The sequence below is a fragment of the Staphylococcus sp. HMSC068C09 genome, from assembly GCF_001813735.1.
Lineage (GTDB): Bacteria > Bacillota > Bacilli > Staphylococcales > Staphylococcaceae > Staphylococcus > Staphylococcus hominis.
In genome coordinates, this window is the sequence record NZ_KV813756.1 from 373,070 (window position 1) to 398,642 (window position 25,573).

At 32.5% G+C, this 25,573-nt stretch carries 22 protein-coding genes; 20 read left to right on the forward strand and 2 right to left on the reverse strand.

What is annotated here, in order from left to right; translation table 11 throughout:
- The first annotated feature begins 17 nt into the window (after positions 1 to 17).
- The 16 genes from ileS to HMPREF2930_RS06675 all read left to right on the forward strand — a co-directional run bounded on the left by ileS (position 18) and on the right by HMPREF2930_RS06675 (position 18,501).
- Positions 18 to 2,768, forward strand: coding sequence for an isoleucine--tRNA ligase (gene ileS, locus HMPREF2930_RS06600; RefSeq protein ID WP_037540983.1), 2,751 nt, complete (start codon positions 18 to 20; stop codon positions 2,766 to 2,768).
- A gap of 196 nt (positions 2,769 to 2,964) precedes the next feature.
- Positions 2,965 to 4,374, forward strand: coding sequence for an NAD(P)H-binding protein (locus HMPREF2930_RS06605; RefSeq protein WP_029376747.1), 1,410 nt, complete (start codon positions 2,965 to 2,967; stop codon positions 4,372 to 4,374).
- Positions 4,375 to 4,566: 192 nt separating this feature from the next.
- Positions 4,567 to 5,361 carry a VOC family protein gene (locus HMPREF2930_RS06610; RefSeq protein ID WP_017174552.1) on the forward strand — a complete coding sequence of 265 codons (795 nt, stop codon included), beginning with the start codon at positions 4,567 to 4,569 and terminating at the stop codon, positions 5,359 to 5,361.
- Between the two features lie 4 nt (positions 5,362 to 5,365).
- Positions 5,366 to 5,842: a CHAP domain-containing protein gene (locus tag HMPREF2930_RS06615; RefSeq protein WP_070597269.1), complete on the forward strand. Its 477-nt coding sequence runs from the start codon at positions 5,366 to 5,368 to the stop codon at positions 5,840 to 5,842.
- A gap of 84 nt (positions 5,843 to 5,926) precedes the next feature.
- The gene (lspA, locus tag HMPREF2930_RS06620) at positions 5,927 to 6,403 is read left to right on the forward strand and encodes a signal peptidase II (RefSeq protein ID WP_002448847.1); all 477 of its coding nucleotides are present in this window, start codon (positions 5,927 to 5,929) and stop codon (positions 6,401 to 6,403) included.
- A gap of 11 nt (positions 6,404 to 6,414) precedes the next feature.
- A complete protein-coding gene (locus HMPREF2930_RS06625) occupies positions 6,415 to 7,332 on the forward strand; it encodes an RluA family pseudouridine synthase (RefSeq protein WP_017174554.1) in 918 nt (305 codons plus the stop codon).
- 267 nt (positions 7,333 to 7,599) lie between these two features.
- Positions 7,600 to 8,127, forward strand: a complete 528-nt coding sequence (gene pyrR / locus HMPREF2930_RS06630) for a bifunctional pyr operon transcriptional regulator/uracil phosphoribosyltransferase PyrR (RefSeq protein WP_017174555.1) — start codon at positions 7,600 to 7,602, stop codon at positions 8,125 to 8,127.
- Positions 8,128 to 8,351: 224 nt separating this feature from the next.
- Positions 8,352 to 9,665 (forward strand): uracil-xanthine permease family protein, encoded by a 1,314-nt coding sequence (locus HMPREF2930_RS06635; protein ID WP_017174556.1) that lies wholly within the window; start codon positions 8,352 to 8,354, stop codon positions 9,663 to 9,665.
- A gap of 25 nt (positions 9,666 to 9,690) precedes the next feature.
- Entirely contained in the window at positions 9,691 to 10,584 is an 894-nt protein-coding gene (locus tag HMPREF2930_RS06640; protein WP_017174557.1) for an aspartate carbamoyltransferase catalytic subunit, read from the forward strand.
- Positions 10,585 to 10,586: 2 nt separating this feature from the next.
- On the forward strand, positions 10,587 to 11,861 hold the full coding sequence (locus HMPREF2930_RS06645; RefSeq protein WP_017174558.1) for a dihydroorotase: 1,275 nt from the start codon (positions 10,587 to 10,589) through the stop codon (positions 11,859 to 11,861).
- Position 11,862: 1 nt separating this feature from the next.
- A complete protein-coding gene (locus HMPREF2930_RS06650; RefSeq protein ID WP_017174559.1) occupies positions 11,863 to 12,969 on the forward strand; it encodes a carbamoyl phosphate synthase small subunit in 1,107 nt (368 codons plus the stop codon).
- Positions 12,962 to 16,135, forward strand: a complete 3,174-nt coding sequence (gene carB / locus HMPREF2930_RS06655) for a carbamoyl-phosphate synthase large subunit (RefSeq protein ID WP_017174560.1) — start codon at positions 12,962 to 12,964, stop codon at positions 16,133 to 16,135. The genes HMPREF2930_RS06650 and carB overlap by 8 nt, the downstream gene beginning before the upstream one ends.
- Before the next feature lie 100 nt (positions 16,136 to 16,235).
- A complete protein-coding gene (gene pyrF, locus HMPREF2930_RS06660; protein ID WP_017174561.1) occupies positions 16,236 to 16,928 on the forward strand; it encodes an orotidine-5'-phosphate decarboxylase in 693 nt (230 codons plus the stop codon).
- Position 16,929: 1 nt separating this feature from the next.
- Positions 16,930 to 17,538 (forward strand): orotate phosphoribosyltransferase, encoded by a 609-nt coding sequence (gene pyrE, locus HMPREF2930_RS06665; RefSeq protein ID WP_017174562.1) that lies wholly within the window; start codon positions 16,930 to 16,932, stop codon positions 17,536 to 17,538.
- Between the two features lie 14 nt (positions 17,539 to 17,552).
- On the forward strand, positions 17,553 to 17,777 hold the full coding sequence (locus tag HMPREF2930_RS06670) for a hypothetical protein (RefSeq protein ID WP_231451764.1): 225 nt from the start codon (positions 17,553 to 17,555) through the stop codon (positions 17,775 to 17,777).
- A 319-nt stretch (positions 17,778 to 18,096) separates the two neighbouring features.
- Positions 18,097 to 18,501 (forward strand): VOC family protein, encoded by a 405-nt coding sequence (locus HMPREF2930_RS06675; protein WP_017174564.1) that lies wholly within the window; start codon positions 18,097 to 18,099, stop codon positions 18,499 to 18,501.
- A 69-nt stretch (positions 18,502 to 18,570) separates the two neighbouring features.
- On the opposite strand, the gene HMPREF2930_RS06680 is transcribed toward HMPREF2930_RS06675, so the two are convergent.
- Positions 18,571 to 20,274, reverse strand: a complete 1,704-nt coding sequence (locus tag HMPREF2930_RS06680; protein ID WP_019835569.1) for an Rqc2 family fibronectin-binding protein — start codon at positions 20,272 to 20,274, stop codon at positions 18,571 to 18,573.
- 158 nt (positions 20,275 to 20,432) lie between these two features.
- Here HMPREF2930_RS06680 and gmk point away from each other — a divergent pair, with 158 nt between their 5' ends.
- From gmk to priA, 4 genes are all read left to right on the forward strand, one after another.
- Positions 20,433 to 21,056 (forward strand): guanylate kinase, encoded by a 624-nt coding sequence (gene gmk, locus HMPREF2930_RS06685; protein ID WP_002448723.1) that lies wholly within the window; start codon positions 20,433 to 20,435, stop codon positions 21,054 to 21,056.
- Complete coding sequence (rpoZ, locus tag HMPREF2930_RS06690; RefSeq protein ID WP_002448867.1) at positions 21,056 to 21,268, forward strand: DNA-directed RNA polymerase subunit omega; 213 nt, start codon at positions 21,056 to 21,058, stop codon at positions 21,266 to 21,268. The genes gmk and rpoZ overlap by 1 nt, the downstream gene beginning before the upstream one ends.
- Positions 21,269 to 21,525: 257 nt before the next feature.
- Positions 21,526 to 22,734 (forward strand): bifunctional phosphopantothenoylcysteine decarboxylase/phosphopantothenate--cysteine ligase CoaBC, encoded by a 1,209-nt coding sequence (coaBC, locus tag HMPREF2930_RS06695; RefSeq protein WP_017174566.1) that lies wholly within the window; start codon positions 21,526 to 21,528, stop codon positions 22,732 to 22,734.
- Positions 22,734 to 25,142 carry a primosomal protein N' gene (gene priA, locus HMPREF2930_RS06700; RefSeq protein WP_017174567.1) on the forward strand — a complete coding sequence of 803 codons (2,409 nt, stop codon included), beginning with the start codon at positions 22,734 to 22,736 and terminating at the stop codon, positions 25,140 to 25,142. The genes coaBC and priA overlap by 1 nt, the downstream gene beginning before the upstream one ends.
- Positions 25,143 to 25,201: 59 nt before the next feature.
- On the opposite strand, the gene HMPREF2930_RS06705 is transcribed toward priA, so the two are convergent.
- A complete protein-coding gene (locus tag HMPREF2930_RS06705) occupies positions 25,202 to 25,405 on the reverse strand; it encodes a TM2 domain-containing protein (protein WP_002448731.1) in 204 nt (67 codons plus the stop codon).
- Positions 25,406 to 25,573: the final 168 nt, after the last annotated feature.

Here is a 25,573-nt window from a genome sequence, read left to right on the forward strand (position 1 = left end):
TTTAAGGAGTGGAAAATATGAATTACAAAGAAACTTTATTAATGCCAAAAACTGACTTTCCAATGCGAGGAGGTTTACCTAATAAAGAGCCAAAAATTCAAGAGCAATGGGAAGCAAATAATCATTATCAAAAAGCTTTAGAGAAAAATGAAGGAAATCAATCATTTATTTTGCATGATGGCCCACCTTATGCAAATGGTAATCTTCACATGGGACATGCATTAAATAAAATTATTAAAGATATTATTGTACGTTATAAAACGATGCAAGGATTTTACTCACCTTACGTTCCAGGATGGGACACACATGGTTTACCAATTGAACAAGCATTGACTAAAAAAGGCGTTGATCGCAAAAAAATGTCAATTGCTGAGTTTAGAGAAAAATGTAAAGAATTTGCTTTAGAACAAGTTGAACTTCAAAAACAAGATTTTAAACGTTTAGGTGTACGTGGGGACTTTAATAATCCATATATTACTCTTAAACCTGAATATGAAGCAGCTCAAATTCGTTTGTTTGGCGAAATGGCTGATAAAGGTTTAATTTATAAAGGTAAAAAACCAGTATATTGGTCACCATCAAGTGAATCTTCACTTGCTGAAGCTGAAATTGAATATCATGATAAACGTTCAGCATCTATTTATGTAGCCTTTGATGTTAAAGATTCAAAAGGTACTATCGATGAGGATGCTCAATTTATTATCTGGACAACTACACCTTGGACATTACCTTCTAACGTAGCAATTACAGTTCATCCAGACTTGAAATATGGTCAATATAATGTAAATGGTAAGAAATACGTGATTGCTGAAGCTTTAGCTGAAAGTGTTTCTGAAGCATTAGGTTGGGATAAAGATACTATTCAATTGGAAAAAGAATTTACAGGGAAAGAGTTAGAGTATGTTGAAACACAACATCCTTTCATAGATCGAGTGTCATTAGTCATTAATGGTGGTCATGTAACAACTGATGCTGGTACTGGTTGTGTACATACTGCCCCTGGACACGGGGAAGATGACTATGTTGTAGGTCAAAAATACGATTTACCTGTCATTAGTCCTTTGGATGATAAAGGTGTCTTCACAGAAGAAGGCGGACAATTTGAAGGTATGTTCTATGATAAAGCAAATAAAGCTGTAACAGACCTTTTAACTGATAAAGGTGCCTTATTAAAATTAGACTTTATTACGCATAGTTATCCGCATGATTGGCGTACTAAAAAACCAGTTATTTTCCGTGCAACACCTCAATGGTTTGCTTCAATTAATAAAGTGAGACAAGATATCTTAGATGCGATTGAAGAGACTGATTTTAAAGTAGATTGGGGTAAAACACGTATTTATAATATGATTCGTGACCGTGGTGAATGGGTGATTTCTCGTCAACGTGTATGGGGTGTACCATTGCCTGTATTTTACGCTGAAAATGGCGATATTATTATGACAAAAGAAACAGTCAATCATGTAGCTGATTTATTTGAAGAATATGGCTCAAATGTTTGGTTTGAAAGAGAAGCTAAAGATTTATTACCTGAAGGATTCACACATCCTGGAAGTCCTAATGGAGAATTTACTAAAGAAACAGATATTATGGATGTTTGGTTTGACTCTGGTTCATCTCATAGAGGCGTGTTAGAAACTCGTCCAGAATTGCATTTCCCAGCCGATTTATATTTTGAAGGTAGTGACCAATATCGTGGTTGGTTTAACTCTTCAATTACTACAGCAGTTGCGACTAGAGGACAAGCGCCTTATAAATTCTTATTGTCACATGGTTTCGTAATGGATGGCGAAGGTAAAAAAATGAGTAAATCTTTAGGTAACGTTATCGTGCCTAATCAAGTAGTAAAACAAAAAGGTGCAGATATTGCACGATTATGGGTAAGTAGTACAGACTATTTAGCAGATGTACGTATTTCAGATGAAATTTTAAAACAAACGTCTGATGTTTATAGAAAAATCAGAAATACTTTAAGATTTATGTTAGGTAATATTAACGACTTTAATCCTGAAACAGACAGTGTACCTGAACATGAATTATTAGAAGTAGATCGCTACTTATTGAATCGCTTACGTGAATTCACTGCTAGTACTATTAATCACTATGATAACTTTGATTACTTAAATATTTATCAAGAAGTTCAAAACTTTATCAATGTTGAATTAAGTAACTTCTATTTAGATTATGGTAAAGATATTCTGTATATTGAACAAAAAGACGCACATAAACGTCGTAGCATGCAAACAGTGTTGTATCAAATTTTAGTAGATATGACTAAATTACTTGCTCCTATTTTAGTACACACTGCCGAAGAAGTATGGTCTCATACACCACATGTTAAAGAAGAAAGTGTTCACTTAGCAGATATGCCAAAAGTTGTGGACGTTGATCAAGAGTTATTAGATAAATGGAATCAATTTATGTCATTACGTGATGATGTAAACCGTGCATTAGAAGCAGCACGTAATGAAAAAGTTATCGGTAAATCTCTTGAAGCTAAAGTAGTGATTGGAAACAATGATCACTTTAAAGCTGCAGAATTTTTACAACAATTTAATGACTTACAACAATTATTTATCGTCTCTCAAGTTGAAGTGACTGAAAAAGTAGACAATGGAAATGAATACCAACATGGTGACATTCGTATTGAACATGCTTCAGGTGAAAAATGTGAAAGATGTTGGAATTATAGTGAAACATTAGGATCTGTTGGTGAACTTGATCATTTATGTCCACGTTGTCAAGAAGTCGTAAAAACTTTAGTTTAATTCAATAGAGATAGAACGCTTGTAACCTAATTAAGGGTTACGAGCGTTTTTTTATAAAGTATATAAATATTAAATAATAATAATTTGAAAATATATCTGAATAGAGTTTCAAGTTTAGATAAAAACGGATGAGGTTATATCAAATAATAAGTGATAGAATGTTTCTCGTAAGTAATATAGGAAGAGAGATAAAATGATGGGTAAGATTTTACTAACAGAGGCTTCTGGATATATTGGTAGTCACTTAAAAGATAAATTAAAAGTTAATCATGAGATTATCGCAATATCAAGAAATGCTCAAAATAAAAAAAATGAAAAAAATGTAACTTGGAAATCAGCAGATTTATTTGATTTAGATGCTATAACTGAAGTAATGAAAGGTATAGATACTGCGATTTATCTTGGTCATTCAATGAAGACAAGTGCTAAACTTACACAGGCTAATTTTGAAGATATGGATGCACTACTAGCTGATAATGTTGGGCGCGTAGCGAAAAAACATGGGGTCAAACACATTATATTTATGAGTGGTATTATCACGAATGATAGTCATTTGTCACTTCACTTAAAAAGTCGGTTAGAATGTGAAAAAATATTAAGATATTATGGTGTCCCTGTAAGCACATTACGTGCTGGGTTAATTATAGATTCAAACGGTAGTTCATATCCTATTTTTAAAAGAATGATAGAGCGTTTGTCAGCAATGATTCTACCGAACTGGGCTTACAATATGATTGCGCCAGTATGTATGGATGATGTTATTGATAAATTAGCTATGTTAGTCGAACGTTCTCCTAAAGAAAATGAAGTATTTAATATTACAAGGCCTAAGGTAATGAATTATCAAGAATTATTTGAACGTATAGCGACTATTCTTGATAAACATTTGTTTATATTGCACTTACCAACCATCCTTATTCGGTTAAGTCGATATTGGATTAAAGAGAAAATGAATGGTAAAGAAAATGTGAAAAAAGCACTTAAAGAAAAACAAGATGAACAACAAATAATAACTACAAAACAATCTAAATCAAATCAAAATAAGAGAGATGAAGTTAAAGATGTTAGAGCAATGACGCGTTTTAGAATTCCGGAAAGTTATTCGATACAGGATGTAACAAGAGAATATGCAGAATTTATTAATAATATCACGCTCCATTTAGTAAATGGTACCATTAATGAGCATGAATTTAATATTCAATTACCATTAATAAGGAAATGTATTTTAAAAATGAAAAGAGATAATCATGATTCTATTAATGAAATGATTGTGTATAAAATTGTTGGTGGAGATTTAGCTATGGTTAAAGACAGTAGTAATGCACGATTTGAATTTAGACGTATATTAGATACCAACGAAGGTATTGCAGCGTTGCAAGAATATGAATCAACATTACCATGGGGAGTTTATAAGTTTACTCAAGCCATTGCACATAAGTTTGTGATGGGTGTATTCAAACAGCATATGAATCATTTAGCTAGTTATGAAAAAGATAAACAAGATTCCGTTAATAAAATTTTTACTAATCTTGCTATGACTACTGGTGTAATGATTGGTGCATGTGTTGGTACAAGAATCTACAATAAAGTTTTAGCTAAAAAATAATGTACTTTATATATATTTAAAAGTTTTCGATGGAAACGCAATGAAGTTCTCTCTATCGAAAGCTTTTTTAGTCTAAATAGTTGAATATTACGCATTAAGACTGATAAAATTTTAAATATTTTATTATAGAATAATCATTAATCATAGCTTTTTTAAATTGAAAGAGAGATTTTAAAATTTAGGAGGTGTCCTATGTTTCATGATAATGATGCACATTTTATTAATGGTATCACTTTAAATGTAAGAGATTTACGTACTTTACAACCGTTCTATGAAGAATTATTAGGGTTTAAAAAAGTGGAAGAGACATTAACCGCTGTCAAATATCAAGTTGGAGACAGTCACCATTATATTACTTTAAGAGAGATAAAGTCTGGACGAAATCCTTTATCTCAAGAAGCTGGTTTATTTTATATAGGAATTCAATTATCCAATAAACAACATCTGGCAGATCTAATCGAAAAGTTAAATGATTATGAGTTACCAATTAATGGTGGAGAACAAAATGTATGTACATTTATTTTTGTCGAAGATCCAGAAGGTCATATGTTTAAATTTTATGTTGATAAAGCGATTTCTGATTGGAAACAAGAAAGTGAATGGATTAGACTCAATATTAAGCCGCTCGATGTTTCTTCATTATTACCATATGCATCCACCATCGGATGGCAAGGTTTACCTAATGATAGTAAAATTGGGAATATTAGTTTAAAAACCATTCGATTAAATGAAGTAAGAGAGTATTATTTAAACCATTTTGGACTAGTACCTTCTGCATATTTAGATGATGAATCGTTTTATTTAGCTTCTGAACAATATTATTGTCATCTTTCAATGAATCAATGGAATTCAAAAATAAAGCGAATAGATAATGAACATACTTATGGTTTATCTATCGTTGACTTTCATTATCCAGAAACACATCATATCAATATAAAAGGTCCAGATGGTATCCAGTTTAGATTTAATTTTATAGAGGTAGAGTGATGAAATGAAAAAATGGATTTTTTTAATGGTGTTTGTGTGCATGATATTTACGGCCGGTGCAGTTTTTGATGGTCTAGACAATCAAGATATGACTGAACCTACAATTCATTTTTGGGAAAAAAATCCTATGAAATATAACACATACGCTAAAGGTCAATGTACTTACTATGTATTTGATCGAGTAAAAGAAGACCATCATTTAATAAGTAACCAATGGGGTGACGCTAAACATTGGGCAAATAAGGCTAAGAAACAAGGGTATACAGTCAATGAAAATCCAACTAAGGGTTCTATTTTACATTATCCAAAAGGAAAACATGGACATGTTGCTTATGTAGAACAAGTCAATAATGATGGCTCTTTAATAGTCTCTGATATGAATTTCAGAAAACCTTACGAAATTACAACACATTTTGTAGATGTTGATCAAGTCGATCAATTTAATTATATTCATCCTAAAAGTAACACAAATATGACATAGAAGATTGTAGCTTTTTTTATGCTAAGTAGTAGGCTATAATGTAGAGTGTTGTCAAAGAGTTGAGGGCTGAATGGAGGCACATGAATGAAAAAGAAATATTATATTGGTTTATCTTTAATAGTAGCCATCGTGATTTTAATTATAGACCAATTAACTAAAAAAATAATTACAGCAACCATGAACATTGGTGATTCTTATGAAGTGATTCCTCATTTTTTAAATATTACATCACATAGAAATAATGGTGCAGCATGGGGGATTTTAAGTGGTAAAATGGGATTTTTCTATATTATTACTCTTATTATTTTAGCTGTACTTATTATATTTTATATTAAAGAAACTAAATATAATGCGTTTATGCAAGTTGCAATTAGCTTATTATTTGCTGGTGCATTAGGTAACTTTATCGATCGTTTATTCAATGGTGAAGTTGTTGATTTCATTGATACAAATATTTTTGGATATGATTTTCCAATTTTTAATATCGCAGATTCAAGCTTAACAATTGGTGTTATTTTTGTCATTATTGCATTGGTTAAGGATGCAACTAAAAAAGAATAGGAGGGCACGTAGTGGAAACGTATGAATATAAAATAGAAGATGAAGCACTCGTAGGTCAGCGTATTGATAAATTATTATCTGATTTCAATAGTGAGTGGTCTAGAAGTCAACTTCAAGATTGGATTAAAAATGATTTAGTCACTGTTAATGGTAAAATAATCAAATCAAATTATAAAGTTAAATTAAATGATGAGATTCAAGTGACTGAAAAAGAAGTGGTTGAAGCCGATATTTTACCGGAGAACCTCAATTTAGATATTTATTATGAAGATGAAGATGTAGCCATTGTTTATAAACCTAAAGGCATGGTTGTACACCCTTCACCAGGTCATTATACAGGTACATTAGTTAATGGGTTAATGTATCAAATTAAAGATTTATCAGGTATCAATGGAGAGATACGTCCTGGTATTGTTCATCGTATTGATAAAGATACGTCTGGTTTACTTATGGTAGCTAAAAATGATATAGCACATCGTGGTCTAGTAGAACAACTTATGGATAAAACAGTAAAGCGTAAGTATACAGCTTTAGTACATGGTAATATCCCTCATGATTATGGAACAATTGATGCTCCAATAGGCAGAAACAAAAAAGACCGTCAATCTATGGATGTTGTTGATGATGGAAAAGAAGCAGTGACTCATTTTAATGTAATAGAACATTTCAATGACTATACATTAATTGAATGTCAATTAGAAACAGGTCGTACTCATCAAATTCGTGTTCATATGAAATATATTGGGTTCCCACTTGTTGGAGATCCTAAATATGGTCCTAGAAAAACATTAGATATTGGTGGACAAGCTTTACATGCTGGAGTTATTGGTTTTGAACATCCTGTCACTCATGAATATATTGAACGTCATGCTGAGTTACCTCAAGAGTTTCAATCGCTATTAGAAGATATTCGATTAAGAGAATCATAAAATTAGAGAACAAAGTCGTAAATTAAAAGAAAGCATATTGACTTATGAACTAAAAAGATTTAAGCTAATAACAGTTAAAATTAAACAAAACAGTGTCTTTTAAAAAGAGTCCAGAGAGGCTCAAAAGACAGGGTGACTAATGATATAAATATGATTAACTTTAATTGTTCGATTGTTATCAGACGAATCATATAAAATATTTTTATATACATTAAACCTCATGTCTTTGTAAAAGGCATGAGGTTTTTTCTTTTAAGAGGTGTAATCATGTCAGAACGTATTATTATGGACGAAGCAGCTATACAACGTACTGTTACACGTATAGCACATGAAATTCTAGAATATAATAAAGGAACTGAACAACTTGTTCTTTTAGGTATTAAAACAAGAGGCGAATTTTTAGCACGTCGTATTCAAGAAAAAATTAAACAAATTGAACATCATGTAGTTCCAACAGGTACGATTGACATTACTCATTTTAGAGATGATATTGAAAACTCGAAAAAGCCTATCACTAAAGATGCCATTGAAATTGATCAAGATGTTACAGATAAGATAGTGATCATTATTGATGATGTACTTTATACTGGACGAACAGTTAGAGCATCTTTAGATGCAATTTTATTACATTCTCGACCTATAAAAATTGGCCTCGCTGCCCTTGTGGATCGTGGCCATCGTGAACTGCCAATTAGAGCAGACTTTGTTGGAAAGAATATACCTACTGCAAAAGATGAAGCAGTATCTGTTTATCTTGAAGAAATAGATGATAGAAATGCAGTAGTAATTGAATAACTAACCTTTTAAACCAGTACGAGAGACTGAAAAAGGTAAAGTATTTAATGGTGAGCGTGTAATGTATTTATTAATTGGATAGATGATATGTCTCACTTAAATTAAATACTTTTCCTATGTCATGTTATAAAAAACTTAAAGAAGCTTTTTATAATATTTCATTAATTTATTTTAGTCTCTTTACCATAGTGTAAAGAGACTTTTTTAGAAAGGAAGAACATTTCATGGAAAATGAGCAAATGTTTAAACGTACTGTCAAACCAGTACTAGATGTAAAAGATAAACCAAAACCAGCACAATGGGCGTTTTTAAGCTTACAACATCTATTTGCAATGTTTGGTTCAACTGTCCTTGTTCCATTTTTAACAGGGTTACCTATTTCTGCAGCATTATTAGCATCTGGGATAGGAACATTACTATATATATTAATTACTAAAGCAAAGATACCTGCCTATTTAGGTTCAAGCTTTGCATTTATTACTCCAATTATTACGGGGTTAAGTACACACAGTTTAGGAGATATGCTTGTCGCATTATTCGCTAGTGGCGTAATGTATATCGTTATTGGTATCTTCATAAAATTAAGTGGTACCGGTTGGTTGATGCATCTTTTACCACCAGTTGTTGTTGGTCCAGTTATTATGGTCATTGGTTTAAGTCTCGCACCAACAGCAGTAAACATGGCAATGTATGAGAATTCAGGAGATATGAAGGGTTACAATTTAAGCTATTTATTAGTAGCATTAGTAACTTTACTAGTAACTATTATTGTTCAAGGATTCTTTAAAGGCTTCCTTTCTCTTATTCCTGTGTTAATAGGAATTATTGTAGGTTATATTGTGTCAATTTTTGTAGGCATTGTTAATTTCAAACCAATTGCTAAAGCCAGTTGGCTAGATTTTCCAGATATATATTTACCATTTAAAGATTATGTTCCATCGATACATATCGGACTTATTTTAGTCATGTTGCCTATAGTATTTGTAACAGTCAGTGAACATATTGGCCATCAAATGGTAATTAATAAAATTGTAGGACGTAATTTCTTTGAAAATCCAGGTTTACATCGTTCAATTATAGGTGATGGTGTTTCAACAATGTTCGCTAGTATTATTGGAGGACCGCCTAGTACAACTTATGGCGAAAATATTGGTGTACTCGCAATTACAAAAATATATAGTATCTATGTCATTGGTGGCGCAGCAGTGATTGCAATTATCTTATCATTTATAGGTAAGTTCTCAGCATTAATTTCATCAATTCCTACACCAGTTATGGGTGGTGTATCTATCTTATTATTCGGTATTATTGCAGCAAGTGGACTTAGAATGTTGGTAGAAAGTCGTGTTGATTTTGCTAGTAATCGTAATTTAGTTATTGCATCAGTAGTACTAGTAGTTGGTATTGGAAATTTAGTTATCAATTTAAAAAGTCTTGGTGTGAACCTACAAATTGAAGGCATGGCTTTAGCAGCATTATCAGGAATCATATTAAATCTTATTTTGCCAAAAGAAAAAGAAGAATCAGACATTAAATAAAAGAGGATCTTTTAGGAGGCAGGTCATGAAAAATTTATTTTCAATGGAATATTTAACAAACGACGATATTTTTAATCTTATTCAAACAGCGAGTCGTTTTAAATCAGGAAAAGAAATTGTCCCTCAGTATGAAGGAAAATATGTATCTAACTTATTCTTTGAAAATTCAACACGTACAAAATGCAGTTTTGAAGTAGCTGAACTTAATCTTGGATTGAAACAAGTTAACTTTGAAACAAGCACTTCTTCAGTACAAAAAGGAGAATCACTTTATGACACTTGTAAAACGTTAGAGAGTATTGGCGTCAATTTATTAGTCATTAGACATCCTCAAAATGCATATTACGAAGAACTAGAAAATTTAAATATTCCGATTGCAAATGCTGGAGATGGTAGTGGTCAGCATCCTACTCAAAGCTTATTGGATATAATGACGATTTATGAAGAATACGAAACGTTTGAAGGATTAAATATTTTAATATGTGGAGATATTAAAAATTCTCGTGTAGCAAGAAGTAATTATACAAGTTTAACCTCACTTGGCGCTAAAGTAATGTTCTCAAGTCCTAATGAATGGGTAGATGAAACATTAGATGCTCCCTATGTAAATATTGATGATGTGATTGATAAAGTTGATATCATTATGCTTTTAAGAGTTCAACATGAAAGACATGGTATTACTGATGAAGCAAACTTTAAAGCTGATCATTATCATGAACAATATGGGTTAACTAAAGAAAGGTATCGTCGTTTAAAAGATGATGCGATAGTGATGCATCCTGCTCCAGTAAATCGTGGCGTAGAAATCGATAGTGAACTAGTTGAAGCACCTAAGTCAAGAATCTTTAAACAAATGGAAAATGGAATGTATTTAAGAATGGCTGTAATAGATAAACTTTTATCAAGAAAAGGAGAATAATTATGAAACTTATAAAAAATGCTAAAATTTTAGACAATGGTGAACTTAAATCAACGTCAATTTTAATTGATGGACAATATATCAAGGAAATGAATGAAAATATTAATATTGATGAAGGTACTGAAGTCATTGATGCAAATGGTCAGTTTGTAGCACCAGGACTAGTAGATGTGCATGTACATTTAAGAGAACCAGGTGGAGAACATAAAGAAACAATTGAAACTGGAACAAAAGCAGCTGCACGTGGCGGGTTTACAACAGTATGTCCTATGCCTAATACACGTCCTGTACCTGATACAGTAGAACACATGGATCAGTTGCAATCATTAATTAAAGAAAATGCACAAGTCCGTGTCTTACCTTATGCATCAATTACAATTCGTCAAGCTGGTAAAGAGCATGTTGATTTTGAAGCACTTTCAAAAGAGGGTGCATTTGCATTTACAGATGATGGTGTAGGTGTTCAGGAGTCAGCAATGATGTATGAAGCGATGCAACAAGCTGCAAAATTAAATAAAGCAGTTGTTGCTCATTGTGAAGATAATAGCTTAATTTATGGTGGTGCAATGCATCAAGGTAAACGTAGTGAAGAATTAGGTATTCCTGGCATTCCAAACATTTGTGAATCTGTACAAATTGCACGAGACGTTTTATTAGCAGAAGCAGCAAATTGTCACTATCATGTGTGCCACGTTTCAACAAAAGAAAGTGTAAGAGCAATTCGTGATGCTAAAGCAGCAGGCATTCATGTTACTGCTGAAGTGACACCACATCATCTGTTATTAACTGAAGATGATGTTCCAGGTGATAATGCCATTTTTAAAATGAATCCACCATTAAGAAGTAAAGAAGATAGAGATGCATTATTAGAAGGATTACTAGATGGTACCATTGATTGTATTGCTACAGATCACGCGCCTCATGCCAAAGAAGAAAAAGCTCAGCCAATGACAAAAGCACCATTTGGTATTGTAGGAAGTGAAACAGCCTTCCCATTATTATATACTCATTTTGTTAAAAATGGAGACTGGTCATTACAACAACTTGTTGATTACTTAACAATTAAACCAGCACAAATATTTGATTTACCTTATGGAAAATTAGAAGAAGGCAGCTATGCAGACTTAACAATCATCAATTTAGATGAAGAAAGAGAAATTCGTGGTGAAGACTTCTTATCTAAAGCAGATAATACACCATTTATAGGATATAAAGTATATGGTAACCCTGTTTTAACAATGGTTGAGGGTGAAGTTAAATTTAAGGAGGACAAGTAAAATGTTTGAACGTAGATATCTCGTATTTGAAGATGGTTCATATTATGAAGGATATAAATTAGGGTCAGATCAATTATCAATCGGTGAAATTGTATTTAATACAGCGATGACTGGATATCAAGAAACGATTTCTGATCCATCATATACTGGTCAAATTGTTACATTTACTTATCCTTTAATTGGAAATTATGGTATTAATAGAGACGATTTTGAATCACTTACACCTACATTAAATGGGGTAGTGGTTAAGGAAGCAAGTACGCATCCAAGTAATTTTAGAAAACAAAAAACATTACATGAAGTACTTGTTCAATATCAAATTCCTGGTATTTCAGGGGTAGATACACGCAGTATTACTAGAAAAATTAGAAAATATGGTGTATTAAAAGCAGGATTTACTGACAATAAAGAGGAAATTGAATCACTTGCAGCTAACTTAAAAACTGCAGAATTACCTCGTGATGAGGTAACTACTGTGTCAACAAAAACACCGTATGTATCAACAGGCTCAGATTTAAGCGTCGTGTTATTAGACTTTGGTAAAAAGCAAAATATTGTTAGAGAGCTTAATTCAAGAGGATGTAATGTTACTGTAGTACCTTATGATACTTCAGCAGAGGAAATATTAGCAATGTCACCAGATGGTGTCATGCTTTCAAATGGACCTGGAGATCCAGAAGAAGTTAATGTTGCCTTAGATATGATTAAAGGTGTTTTAGGAAATATACCATTCTTTGGCATTTGTCTTGGTCATCAGTTATTTGCATTATCTCAAGGTGCCAAAGCATTTAAGATGAAGTTCGGACATCGTGGTGCGAATCATCCTGTAAAAGATTTACGCACAGGTAAAGTCGATATCACAAGTCAAAATCACGGTTATGCTATTGATAAAGACTCATTAGAAAATACAGATTTAGAAGTGACACATATTGCTTTAAATGATGGTACGGTTGAAGGATTAAGACATAAAACATTACCAGCCTTTTCAGTGCAATATCATCCAGAGGCAAGACCAGGCCCAAGTGACTCAAATTACTTATTTGATGAGTTCTTAGACATGATGAGAGATTTTAAAGATAATAAAAAGGAGAGTAAAACGAATGCCTAAACGTGACGATATTAAAACGATTTTAGTAATTGGTTCAGGTCCTATTATTATTGGACAAGCTGCAGAATTTGACTATGCTGGAACACAAGCGTGTCTTGCTTTAAAAGAAGAAGGATACCGTGTTATTTTAGTAAACTCAAATCCTGCAACCATTATGACTGATAAAGAAATTGCAGATAAAGTATATATTGAACCTTTAACTCATGACTTTATTGCACGTATCATTCGTAAAGAACAACCTGATGCATTATTACCTACATTAGGTGGACAAACAGGTTTAAATATGGCAATACAATTACATGATAGCGGTGTATTAAAAGCAAATAATGTAGAGTTATTAGGTACAAAATTAGAATCTATACAACAAGCAGAAGATAGAGAATTATTCCGATCATTGATGAATGAATTAGATGTTCCGGTACCTGAAAGTGATATAGTAAATACTGTAGAACAAGCATTTGCATTCAAAGAACAAGTAGGATATCCATTAATTGTACGTCCTGCCTTTACAATGGGGGGTACTGGTGGTGGTATCTGTCATAATGATGAAGAATTAAAAGAAGTTGTAAGTAATGGATTACATTATAGTCCAGCGACTCAATGTTTAATTGAAAAATCAATAGCAGGATATAAAGAAATTGAATATGAAGTGATGCGTGATAAAAATGACAATGCCATTGTAGTATGTAATATGGAAAATATTGACCCAGTAGGTATCCATACTGGAGATTCAGTTGTTGTAGCTCCTAGTCAGACACTATCAGATGTTGAATACCAAATGTTACGTGATGTATCGCTTAAAGTGATTCGTGCTTTAGGTATTGAAGGTGGTTGTAATGTACAGCTGGCTTTAGATCCATATTCATTAAATTATTACATTATTGAAGTTAATCCACGTGTGTCTCGTTCATCTGCACTAGCATCAAAAGCAACAGGCTATCCAATTGCTAAATTAGCGGCTAAAATTGCGGTTGGTTTAACATTAGATGAGATGCTAAATCCTATAACTGGAACATCTTATGCTGCGTTTGAACCAACACTTGATTATGTCATTTCAAAAATTCCACGTTTCCCATTTGATAAATTCGAAAAAGGTGAACGTGAATTAGGAACACAAATGAAGGCTACTGGTGAAGTGATGGCTATTGGTCGTACATATGAAGAATCATTATTAAAAGCGATTCGTTCATTAGAATATGGTGTCCATCATCTTGGTTTACCAAACGGTGAAAGTTATGACTTAGACTACATTAAAGAACGTATTAGTCATCAAGATGATGAGCGTTTATTCTTTATTGGTGAAGCGATTCGACGTGGCACATCATTACAAGAAATTCATGAAATGACTAAAATTGATTATTTCTTCTTAAATAAATTCCTTAATATTATTCATATTGAACATGAACTTAAAGCGCATCCAGGAGACTTAGAATATCTTAAATATGCAAAAGATTATGGTTTCAGTGATAAAGTGATTGCTCATCGCTTTGATATGACTGAAGAAGAAGTATATCAATTACGTCAAGATAATGATATTAAACCTGTGTATAAAATGGTAGACACGTGTGCAGCAGAATTTGAATCATCTACACCATACTATTACGGAACATATGAAACAGAAAATGAATCTATAGTTACAGATAAAGAGAAAATTTTAGTATTAGGTTCTGGACCAATACGTATCGGACAAGGTGTAGAGTTTGATTATGCGACAGTGCATGCAGTTTGGGCAATTCAAAATGCCGGATATGAAGCAATCATTGTTAATAATAATCCAGAGACAGTATCAACAGACTTTTCAATTTCAGATAAATTATATTTTGAACCGCTAACTGAAGAAGATGTAATGAATATCATTAATTTAGAGCAACCTAAAGGTGTAGTAGTTCAATTTGGTGGTCAAACAGCAATCAATTTAGCTGATAAATTAGCTAAACATGGTGTGAAAATCTTAGGAACATCATTAGAAGATTTAAATCGTGCAGAAGATAGAAAAGAATTTGAAGCACTTTTAAGAAAAATTGATGTGCCACAACCTAAAGGTAAAACAGCCACTTCTCCTAAAGAAGCATTAGAAAATGCACGTGAAATTGGTTATCCAGTAGTTGTACGACCTTCTTATGTATTAGGTGGCCGTGCCATGGAAATTGTAAATAGTGATGCAGAATTAGAAGACTATATGGAACAAGCTGTTAAAGCAAGTCCAGAACATCCAGTATTAGTGGATAGATATTTAACAGGTAAAGAAATAGAAGTCGATGCAATTTCTGATGGTGAAACAGTTATTATTCCGGGTATTATGGAGCACATTGAACGTGCAGGTGTTCATAGCGGTGATTCAATTGCAGTGTATCCACCACAAACATTGAGCGATGAAGAAATAAATACACTCGAAGATTATACAATTAAATTAGCTAAAGGATTAAACATTGTGGGTCTCATCAATATTCAATTCGTTATTGCACATGATGGTGTGTATGTATTAGAAGTTAACCCACGTGCAAGTCGTACAGTGCCTTTCTTAAGTAAAATTACTGATATTCAAATGGCACAACTTGCCATGCAAGCGATAATGGGCACAAAACTTAAAGATTTAGGCTATCAACAAGGTATTCAACCATATTCAGAGGGTGTGTTTGTTAAAGCACCGGTATTTAGTTTTAATAAATTAAAAAATGTTGACGTGACACTTGGACCTGAAATGAAATCTACCGGTGAAGTGATGGGTAAAGATTTAACTCTTGAAAAAGCTTTATATAAAGGTTTAACAGGTAGTGGTGTAGAAGTAAAAGATCATGGTACCGTATTAATGACAGTAAGTGATAAAGATAAAGAAGAAATCGTTGATATTGCGCACCGTTTAAATGAAGTAGGTTATAAAATCTTAGCTACACAAGGTACTGCACAAAAATTAGAAGCGCACAATATCCCTGTTGAAGTTGTTGGTAAAATCGGTGGAGAAGATGATTTATTAACACGTATCCAAAATGGGGATGTACAAATTGTTATTAACACAATGACAAAAGGTAAAGAAGTTGAAAGAGATGGCTTCCAAATTCGACGTACTACTGTAGAAAACGGAGTGCCATGTTTAACTTCATTAGATACTGCAAGTGCATTAACAAATGTCATTGAAAGTATGACATTTTCAATGAGAAATATGTAATGCCGTAATTATAAGCGACTTATGTGTTAACTTGCTTTATGTTTAAGCACAAGTCGCTTCTTTTTAAAATAAAAGTGATTTATTTAAAGGAGTTTAATGAATGAGAGATTTACCAATTATAGCTTTAGATTTTGATTCTGAGGATCATGTTCTTGATTTTTTAGATCAATTTGATGAACCACTTTTTGTAAAAGTAGGAATGGAATTATATTATCAAACTGGACCAGCTTTAATTAAGAAAATAAAAGAACGTGGACATGATATATTTTTAGACCTTAAGTTACACGATATTCCTAATACAGTTCAAAAAGCTATGGAGGGTTTAGGTAAGTTAAATGTTGATTTAGTTAACGTGCATGCTGCTGGTGGAACTGAAATGATGAAACATGCTGTAAAAGGGTTACGTAAATATAATGAAACTACTAAAATAATAGCAGTGACTCAATTAACATCAACGACTGAAGAAATGCTTCATCAAGAACAAAATATCCAAACGTCTATTGAAGAAGCAGTGTTAAATTATGCAAAATTAGCGCAAGAGTCAGGATTAGATGGCGTAGTATGTTCACCATTAGAAGCTAAATTACTGACAAAGTCTCTAGGTTCTGACTTTTTAAAGGTGACGCCTGGTATCAGACCTAAAGGTGCAGCGGTGAATGATCAAAAACGTATTACAACTCCAGAAGACGCGAAACAATTAGGTTCAACTCACATTGTAGTGGGTCGTCCAATAACTCAAAGTGAGCATCCACAAGAGAGTTATACAAAAATAAAGGAAAGTTGGTTAAGTTAATATGTCAAAACACATAGCAAAATCATTATTAGATATTGAAGCAGTAAGTTTATCACCCAATGACTTATTCACATGGAGTTCAGGCATAAAATCACCTATCTATTGTGATAATCGTATTACATTAGGTTACCCTAAAGTACGTCAAGACATTCGTGATGGATTAAGTGAACTTATTACAGAACATTTTGATAATGTAGAGGTTATTTCAGGAACAGCAACTGCTGGTATTCCACATGCTGCTTATATTTCTGAAAAACTAAACTTACCAATGAACTATGTACGATCTAAAAGTAAAAGTCATGGTAAACAAAATCAAATTGAAGGCGCACAAAGTAAAAATAAAAAAGTCGTTGTCGTGGAAGATTTAATTTCAACAGGGGGATCGTCAATTACTGCAGTGGAAGCTTTAAGAGAAGCAGGGGCTGAAGTCGTAGGTGTAGTTGCAATCTTTACTTATGGTCTAGCTAAAGCAGACGACATGTTCAAACAAGCGAATCTACCATTCTATACGCTAAGTAATTATAATGAACTTATTGAAGTAGCTAAAGAAGAAGGCAAAATTTCAGAAAATGATATTCAAACATTAGTGGATTGGCGCGATAATCTCTAAGTTTCGCTTAAAGGGTGATAAAGTTGTCTAAAGACAAAGATAATAATGCATTTTATAATCAGTTAAAACATGTGAATCAATTTTTATACAGTGAAAAAGAATTTAAACAAACAGCACATGTGTTAACTATTAAAGAAAGTATTAAACATATGCATCACGCACAAATGGAATCTTTTGAGCATGCAAGTGACTTCTTTAAAAAAGCCAAAGCACGTTTACGTCAAAAAGATAAAATCTAAATATAGAAAGAAAGATACATATAAATATGAATCAACATATTTATATGTATCTTTTTATATCAATCTATAATTAACTTAACGTATAAAGATTTTAATTAACACCCATCCGATTAATAAAACGATGACCATTGCTAATAGTGGTAGAATATAATGCATCATATTAAATGCCTCCTATTATACTTTTATTTAATTTTAACTGTTTATGGAAAGTTTTCAAAATTAAAGCTACTTTTAATTCAAAGTTCTTAATAGCTAACTTTTTATTATTTTTAAAAATAGTTTAAAATAGACATTAATTATAAATTATAGGAGGATTACAATGGAAATACCTAAAGTAACACCATTTTTAATGTTTAATAATCAAGCTGAAGAAGCAGTCAATTTATATACAAGCTTATTTAAAAACAGTGAGATTTTAACAATGGTAAAATACGGAGAAGATGGTCCTGGAGAACCTGGGACAGTTCAACATTCTATTTTCACATTAAATGGTCAAGTATTCATGGCGATAGATGCCGATAATGGTGAAGAATTACCAATGAATCCTTCCATCTCTTTATATATCACTGTTGAAGATGCTATGGAAATGGAACGTTTATTTAATGGTCTAAAAAAAGAAGGTGCTATACTGATGCCTAAAACTTCTATGCCACCATTTCGTGAGTTTGCATGGGTGCAAGATAAATTTGGAGTAAGTTTCCAACTTGCATTACCAGAAAAATAGACACTATGATATATAAAATCCGTAGATGACTTAAAAAAAGCATCTACGGATTTTTATTTTTTTATTTTTTTAATTTTTATCCTGCTTCATACGCTGGATTTGGTCATAATCAGGTGTTGCATATAACGTTTTTTGATTATCATATGTGACAAATCCTGGTTTAGCGCCAGAAGGTTTATGGACATTTTTGATTTCTGTATAGTCTACCGGTATCTGACCAGAATTTCCAGCTTTAGAGAAATATCCCGCAAGCATTGCTGCCTCTTTTATCGTAGTCTCACTCGGTGCATCATTTAAAATGACAACATGCGAACCTGGAATATCTTTAGTATGGAACCATATATGTGATTTTTGAGCTTTACGATTTGTTAAATAATCATTTTGCTTGTTATTTTTACCTACTAAAATCGTGTCTCCATCTGAAGATATATATGTTTGTAAATGGATTTTATCTTGTTTTTTCTTTTTAGTATTTTTACGTTGTTTCATAAATCCTTGTTCTGCCAATTCATCACGAATGTCATCAATTTCATCAACTGTAATATGTTCTAATTGCTGTTCAATATTGGCAAAATAGTCAATATTTTCACGTGTAAGAGCAATTTGAAGATCGAGTTCTTTTTCTCGTGTCTTCATTCGGTTATATTGCTTATAGTAGTATTGAGCATTCACGGATGGTGATTTAGTAGGGTCTAATGGAATCGTTACTTCTTCATTAGTATAATAATTTAGAACGTTTATAGACGCGTCACCTTGTTGAATACGATAAATATTAGCAGTAATGAGTTCACCGTATAATTGTTGTGTGTCTTTATCTTTAGCACTTTCGTATTCGTCTATAAGTTTACTTAACTTGTGTTGATATTTTTGTAATTGTTGTTGTACGAAGCGTACTAGATCATTCGCACGTTGTTTTACACGTTCTCGCTCACCTCTAGCATCATAATAACGATCTAACAAATCATGTAATGAATCATAGATAACAATATCATCCGAGAATTGTTTTAATTTCATAAAATAGAAATCTTCTTTACCTGTTTCATGATTTTTATGAAATACTGGTACGGGTACTTTTAATGTTTGGTCAATCACTTCTTCAAAAGCTTGAGGTAGAGTATCTTGATTCATAAATTGGTAACGATTTGTAATTTCATTTGTAATTAGAGGACTAAAGCCTTCAAACGCATTGAGTAATTGTTTAGCAATTTTTCCGGCATTAAAGTCAACGAATTTGAGCACCTCATCACTTGAAATATCATATGGATTTCGTTTGTTTTGAGTAGGAGGAGCTTCATATTTGAAACCAGGCATCACTGTACGATACTGATTTGTATTTGGCGTCAAGTGTTTAAAGCCTTCTATAATTTTATATTGATCATCTACTAGTATTAAATTACTATGTTTACCCATGATTTCCAATATCACTGTTCGATATATCGTATCGCCAATTTCATCTTTACTTTCAATGTCAATTTCTACTCTACGATCATTACCGATTTGTCGTATTGATTTAACAATACCTCCCTCTAAATGCTTACGAAAGACACGTGCAAACATTGGTGGGTCAAAGGGATTGTCGTACTTTTTATTGGTGAGATGCATTCTTGAAAAATTGGGATGAATAGATAACAATAGATGATGGTTTTTACGATTTTGACGAATAATCATAATGATTGTGTCATTTTCTGGTTGATTAATTTTGTGAATTCTACCTGTTACTAAAAATTGTAGTGATTCTATTATCTTTTTTGTAAATAAGCCATCATAAGCCATAATTTTTTCCACCTTCAGTTTTGTCATTCATTATATTGTAACATGGTAACAATAGAGCGTCATGAGTTAAGTTTATCCTAGTACACTCTATACAACGTAAACAACAATGTGATATCATATTTAAATAATAGAAGAATAGCTTAGAGAGGTCGTAAGGCATGGATAATGAAAAAGGATTACTAATTGTTCTTTCAGGTCCTTCAGGAGTAGGTAAAGGAACTGTTCGTAAAGAGATATTTGACGATCCAACTACATCATATAAATACTCAATCTCGATGACTACGCGTCAAATGCGAGAAGGAGAAGTTAACGGTGTAGATTACTTTTTTAAAACGAAAGAAGAATTTGAAGCATTAATTCAAGAAGATCAATTTATTGAATATGCCGAATATGTAGGAAATTACTATGGGACACCCGTACAATATGTTAAAGATACAATGGCTGAAGGTCATGATGTGTTTTTAGAAATTGAAGTTGAAGGTGCGAAACAAGTAAGAAAAAAATTTCCTGACGCATTATTTATCTTTCTTGCACCGCCAAGCTTAGATCATTTGAAAGAACGTCTTATTGGTCGCGGTACAGAAACAGATGAAAAGATTCAAAGTAGGGTAAATGAAGCACGTAAAGAAGTAGAAATGATGAATCTTTATGATTATGTCGTTGTTAATGATGAAGTTCATTTGGCTAAAGAAAGAATTCAATCAATTGTAGAAGCCGAGCACTTAAAAAGAGAACGCGTTGAAGCGATATATAGAAAAATGTTATTGGAGGCAAAGAAATAATGTTAAACCCACCGTTAAATCAATTACAATCACAAATTAATTCAAAATATTTAATTGCAACAACAGCTGCTAAACGTGCACGTGAATTAGACGAAAAGCCTGAAACTGCATTACTAAATGGTTATCATTCAGCAAAACCTGTAGGTGAAGCACTAGAAGAGATCGCAAGCGGAAAAATTTCACCTGTTGTACCTGAAGAGTTTCAAGCATAAATAAAATTATTTCGTTATCAGTTAAGTTGTTGTTCTGAAATATAAGTTACCATGTATTTCAGACTTTTAAACATTTTTGCAATCTCTGATTCAATTGAAAATGTACTTATATAAGCGTTTTTAGAATCAGTTAATCTTGCGGGAGTAGAACAGTGAATTAAAAATCTGTTCTACTCCCGTGTTTTTAGTTTTTCATCTTAGTTGTGTATAATAAATTTAAAAGTGAAGACTATAAATATAACTAAAGGAGTCGAATCATGAAGAACATTCTATTAGCTGTTACAGGAGGCATTGCTGCTTATAAAGCAATTGATTTAACTAGTAAACTTACGCAAGCGAATTATGATGTAAGAGTAATGCTCACTGATCATGCACAAGAATTTGTTACACCTTTAGCCTTTCAAGCCATTAGTAGAAACCCTGTATATACCAATACATTTATTGAAGAAAATCCTGAAGACATTCAACATATAGCATTAGGTGATTGGGCAGACTGTATCGTTGTTGCACCTGCTACCGCTAATACTATTGCCAAATTAAGTGTAGGTATTGCTGATGATATCGTCACATCAACGCTACTTGCTACAGAAACCCCTAAATTTATTGCTCCAGCTATGAATGTTCATATGTATGAAAATAAACGTACGCAACATAATATTTCTGTATTAAAAGACGATGAATATCATTTTATTGAACCTGGAGATGGTTTTTTAGCATGTGGGTACATTGCAAAGGGACGTATGGAGGAACCTCTTCAAATTGTCAAAATCATAAATGATTATTTTAAAGATAAGAATGAACTATCACACATATCTTATACTTCTTTTGAAGGGAAACATGCTTTAGTTACTGCTGGTCCTACAATTGAAGTAATTGATCCAGTAAGGTTTGTATCTAATCGTTCCTCTGGAAAAATGGGATATGCAATTGCAGAAGCTTTAGCTAAAAGAGGTGCAAAGGTGACGCTTGTGGCAGGACCAACGCAACTTGATAATCCAGAGAATGTAGAAGTCATTCATGTAGAAAGTGCAGAAGAAATGTTTAATGCAGTTACAAGTCGATATGAAGAACAAGATATTGTTGTTAAAGCAGCAGCCGTCTCAGATTATACGCCGGCTGATGTATTGAATCATAAAATGAAAAAACAAGATGGCAATCTTTCTGTCACTTTTAAGCGAACAAAGGACATTTTGAAATATTTAGGTGAACATAAAACACATCAATACTTGGTCGGATTTGCAGCTGAAACCCAAAATATTAATGCTTATGCACAAGATAAATTAAAACGTAAAAATGCGGATGTCATTATTTCGAATAATGTAGGAGATCAGACCATTGGATTTCAATCTGATGATAATGAACTCACTATGCATTTTAAAGATGGACAACGTATTAATATAAAAAAAGGAAAGAAAGTGCAACTTGCACAACAAATTTTAGATGAACTGGAAACTAGGTGGCAATAATGATTGCGAAGGTCATTGTAGATATTCCTTCTAAGAGTGTTGATTTTAAATTCGATTATCTCGTACCTGACCATTTAAAAGATTTTATAAAAGTGGGTGTAAGAGTTGTTGTACCGTTTGGTCCACGTACTATTCAAGGATATGTTATGGATATACAACAACAACCAAGTGAAGATGTCAATATAGATAAATTGAAACCAATTAAAGAAATTAGAGATATTCGACCAGAATTAACACCTGAACTTATCCAATTAAGTGAATGGTTGAGTCATTATCATATTTCAAAACGCATTTCTGTGTTAGAGGCAATGCTTCCAAGCGCGATTAAAGCAAAATACACTAAAGTATTTAAAATAGTCCGTCACAATGATATTGAAGAAGATATATTAAAATACTTTGATAACAACGGATATTATAAGTATAAAGATGCGCAAAAAAATAATCATTTAAATATATTAAATCGTTTACTTGAACAACATTTAATAGAAGAAGAAACCATATTATCTCAACATACAAAAAGAAAAACACAGCGTGCAGTACGAGTTGTTGAAGGATACAATCCAGATGATATATTAGCTTTACTAGAAAAGAAATTAAAACAATATGATGTGTATGCTTATCTTTTAGAAGAACATCATAGAAATGTATTTTTAAAAGAACTTGAAGAAATGGGATTTTCTAAATCAAGTATAGAGGGTCTCGTCAAAAAAGGTTTCCTTGAAAAATATGATGCTGAAATTGAACGAGATCCTTTTGCAAATCGTATCTTTGAAAAAGAAGAAAAACGAATGTTAACCCCTGATCAAAATAACGCATTTCAACAAATTAAAGAAAAAATAGATCACAACGCACAACGTACATTTTTATTACACGGCGTCACAGGTTCAGGTAAAACTGAAGTCTACTTGCAAGCCATTGAAGAAGTATTAAAAAAAGATAAACAAGCTATGATGCTTGTTCCAGAAATTGCGCTGACACCACAAATGGTTTTACGCTTTAAGCGACGTTTTGGTGATGATGTAGCTGTCTTACATTCAGGTTTGTCAAATGGTGAACGATATGATGAATGGCAAAAAATTAGAGATGGAAGAGCACGTGTAAGCGTAGGTGCGAGATCAAGTATCTTTGCACCATTTAAAAACTTAGGCATTATTATTATTGATGAAGAACATGAATCAACATATAAGCAAGAAGATTATCCACGTTATCATGCTAGAGACATAGCAGAATGGAGAAGTCAATTTCATCAATGTCCATTAGTATTAGGAAGTGCGACACCAAGTCTTGAATCTTATGCACGGGCAGAAAAAAATGTATATCAATTACTTACTTTACCTGAAAGAGTTAATCAACAAGCTTTACCTTCAATAGATATCATTGATATGAGAGCAGAACTAAGTTCAGGTAATCGTTCCATGTTCTCAGAAGAATTAAGACAAGCGATTCAAGATAGACTGAATAAAAATGAACAAATCGTTTTATTTTTAAATCGACGGGGTTATGCTTCGTTTATGTTATGTCGAGATTGTGGATATGTTCCACAATGTCCACATTGCGATATTTCGTTAACTTATCATAAGACGACAGACCAACTAAAATGCCACTATTGCGGCTATCAAGACTTGCCTCCTAACTTGTGTCCTAATTGTGAAAGCCCACATATCAGACAGGTTGGTACAGGTACACAAAGGGTAGAAGAAATTTTACAACAAGAATTTGAAGAGGCACGTATTATTCGTATGGATGTAGATACGACGTCAAGAAAAGGTGCACATGAAAAGCTATTGACTGATTTTGAAAAGGGAAAAGGCGATATTTTATTAGGCACACAAATGATTGCAAAAGGTTTAGATTATCCAAATATAACATTAGTTGGTGTGCTTAATGCTGACACAATGTTGAATTTGCCCGACTTTAGGGCGAGTGAAAGAACGTATCAGTTACTTACACAAGTTTCAGGTCGTGCTGGTCGTCATGAAAAACCTGGTAAAGTGATTATTCAAACATATAATCCAACTCATTATGCAATAGAAGATGTTCAAAAAAATGATTATTTAACGTTTTATCATAAAGAAATGCAATTTAGAAAATTAGGTAAATATCCACCTTATTATTATTTAATTAATTTTACTATTGCGCATAAAAATATGAAAAAAGTAATGGAAGCTGCTAAACATGTACATCAAATTTTACTGCAACATCTTTCTGAAAGAGCACTCGTACTTGGACCTTCTCCAGCGGCAATTGCTAGAATTAATAACGAACATCGTTTTCAAATATTGGTTAAATACAAGAGTGAGCCAGAATTAATTCATGCATTACAGTACTTAGATGATTATTATCATGAAGCATATATTAAAGATAAATTATCGTTAAGGATTGATATCAATCCTCAAATATTAATGTAAAAAAAGAGTTGCACCGTTTGCGTTTAACTGCGTGGTGTAACTCTTTTTGTATTTACATGTTACATTGTTACGTTTCCATTTTCATCTGCTGGTCTTAGTAATGTCAGAATCGCACTGATGATTGCAATAATATGAGGAATTCCTGTCCAACAGAATAATAAATGAAGAAGACCAGACATCATTTTACCAGCATAAAATTTGTGTACGCCAAAGCCACCTAAAAAGACAGCTAGGATAATGTAAATCACTTTATTGACTTCCATTCTTTATACCTCCTTAGTCTATTTAATATATTAATTGTCTTCATAATTATTTTAGATATGAAAAAAATTAAAAGCAATTAAAGTTATCTGAGAAGAGTGAAGATAAGACTAAGGTCGCATTTTAAATTGAATTACGTTATAATAATATGATGAATTTTTTTCGGGAGG

Coding starts and splice junctions, on each gene's coding strand:
- ileS (WP_037540983.1), top strand. CDS start 18: ATGAATTACAAAGAAACTTTATTAATGCCAAAAACTGACTTTCCAATG.
- HMPREF2930_RS06605 (WP_029376747.1), top strand. CDS start 2,965: ATGGGTAAGATTTTACTAACAGAGGCTTCTGGATATATTGGTAGTCAC.
- HMPREF2930_RS06610 (WP_017174552.1), top strand. CDS start 4,567: ATGTTTCATGATAATGATGCACATTTTATTAATGGTATCACTTTAAAT.
- HMPREF2930_RS06615 (WP_070597269.1), top strand. CDS start 5,366: ATGAAAAAATGGATTTTTTTAATGGTGTTTGTGTGCATGATATTTACG.
- lspA (WP_002448847.1), top strand. CDS start 5,927: ATGAAAAAGAAATATTATATTGGTTTATCTTTAATAGTAGCCATCGTG.
- pyrR (WP_017174555.1), top strand. CDS start 7,600: ATGTCAGAACGTATTATTATGGACGAAGCAGCTATACAACGTACTGTT.
- HMPREF2930_RS06635 (WP_017174556.1), top strand. CDS start 8,352: ATGGAAAATGAGCAAATGTTTAAACGTACTGTCAAACCAGTACTAGAT.
- HMPREF2930_RS06640 (WP_017174557.1), top strand. CDS start 9,691: ATGAAAAATTTATTTTCAATGGAATATTTAACAAACGACGATATTTTT.
- HMPREF2930_RS06645 (WP_017174558.1), top strand. CDS start 10,587: ATGAAACTTATAAAAAATGCTAAAATTTTAGACAATGGTGAACTTAAA.
- HMPREF2930_RS06650 (WP_017174559.1), top strand. CDS start 11,863: ATGTTTGAACGTAGATATCTCGTATTTGAAGATGGTTCATATTATGAA.
- carB (WP_017174560.1), top strand. CDS start 12,962: ATGCCTAAACGTGACGATATTAAAACGATTTTAGTAATTGGTTCAGGT.
- pyrF (WP_017174561.1), top strand. CDS start 16,236: ATGAGAGATTTACCAATTATAGCTTTAGATTTTGATTCTGAGGATCAT.
- pyrE (WP_017174562.1), top strand. CDS start 16,930: ATGTCAAAACACATAGCAAAATCATTATTAGATATTGAAGCAGTAAGT.
- HMPREF2930_RS06675 (WP_017174564.1), top strand. CDS start 18,097: ATGGAAATACCTAAAGTAACACCATTTTTAATGTTTAATAATCAAGCT.
- HMPREF2930_RS06680 (WP_019835569.1), bottom strand. CDS start 20,274: ATGGCTTATGATGGCTTATTTACAAAAAAGATAATAGAATCACTACAA.
- gmk (WP_002448723.1), top strand. CDS start 20,433: ATGGATAATGAAAAAGGATTACTAATTGTTCTTTCAGGTCCTTCAGGA.
- rpoZ (WP_002448867.1), top strand. CDS start 21,056: ATGTTAAACCCACCGTTAAATCAATTACAATCACAAATTAATTCAAAA.
- coaBC (WP_017174566.1), top strand. CDS start 21,526: ATGAAGAACATTCTATTAGCTGTTACAGGAGGCATTGCTGCTTATAAA.
- priA (WP_017174567.1), top strand. CDS start 22,734: ATGATTGCGAAGGTCATTGTAGATATTCCTTCTAAGAGTGTTGATTTT.
- HMPREF2930_RS06705 (WP_002448731.1), bottom strand. CDS start 25,405: ATGGAAGTCAATAAAGTGATTTACATTATCCTAGCTGTCTTTTTAGGT.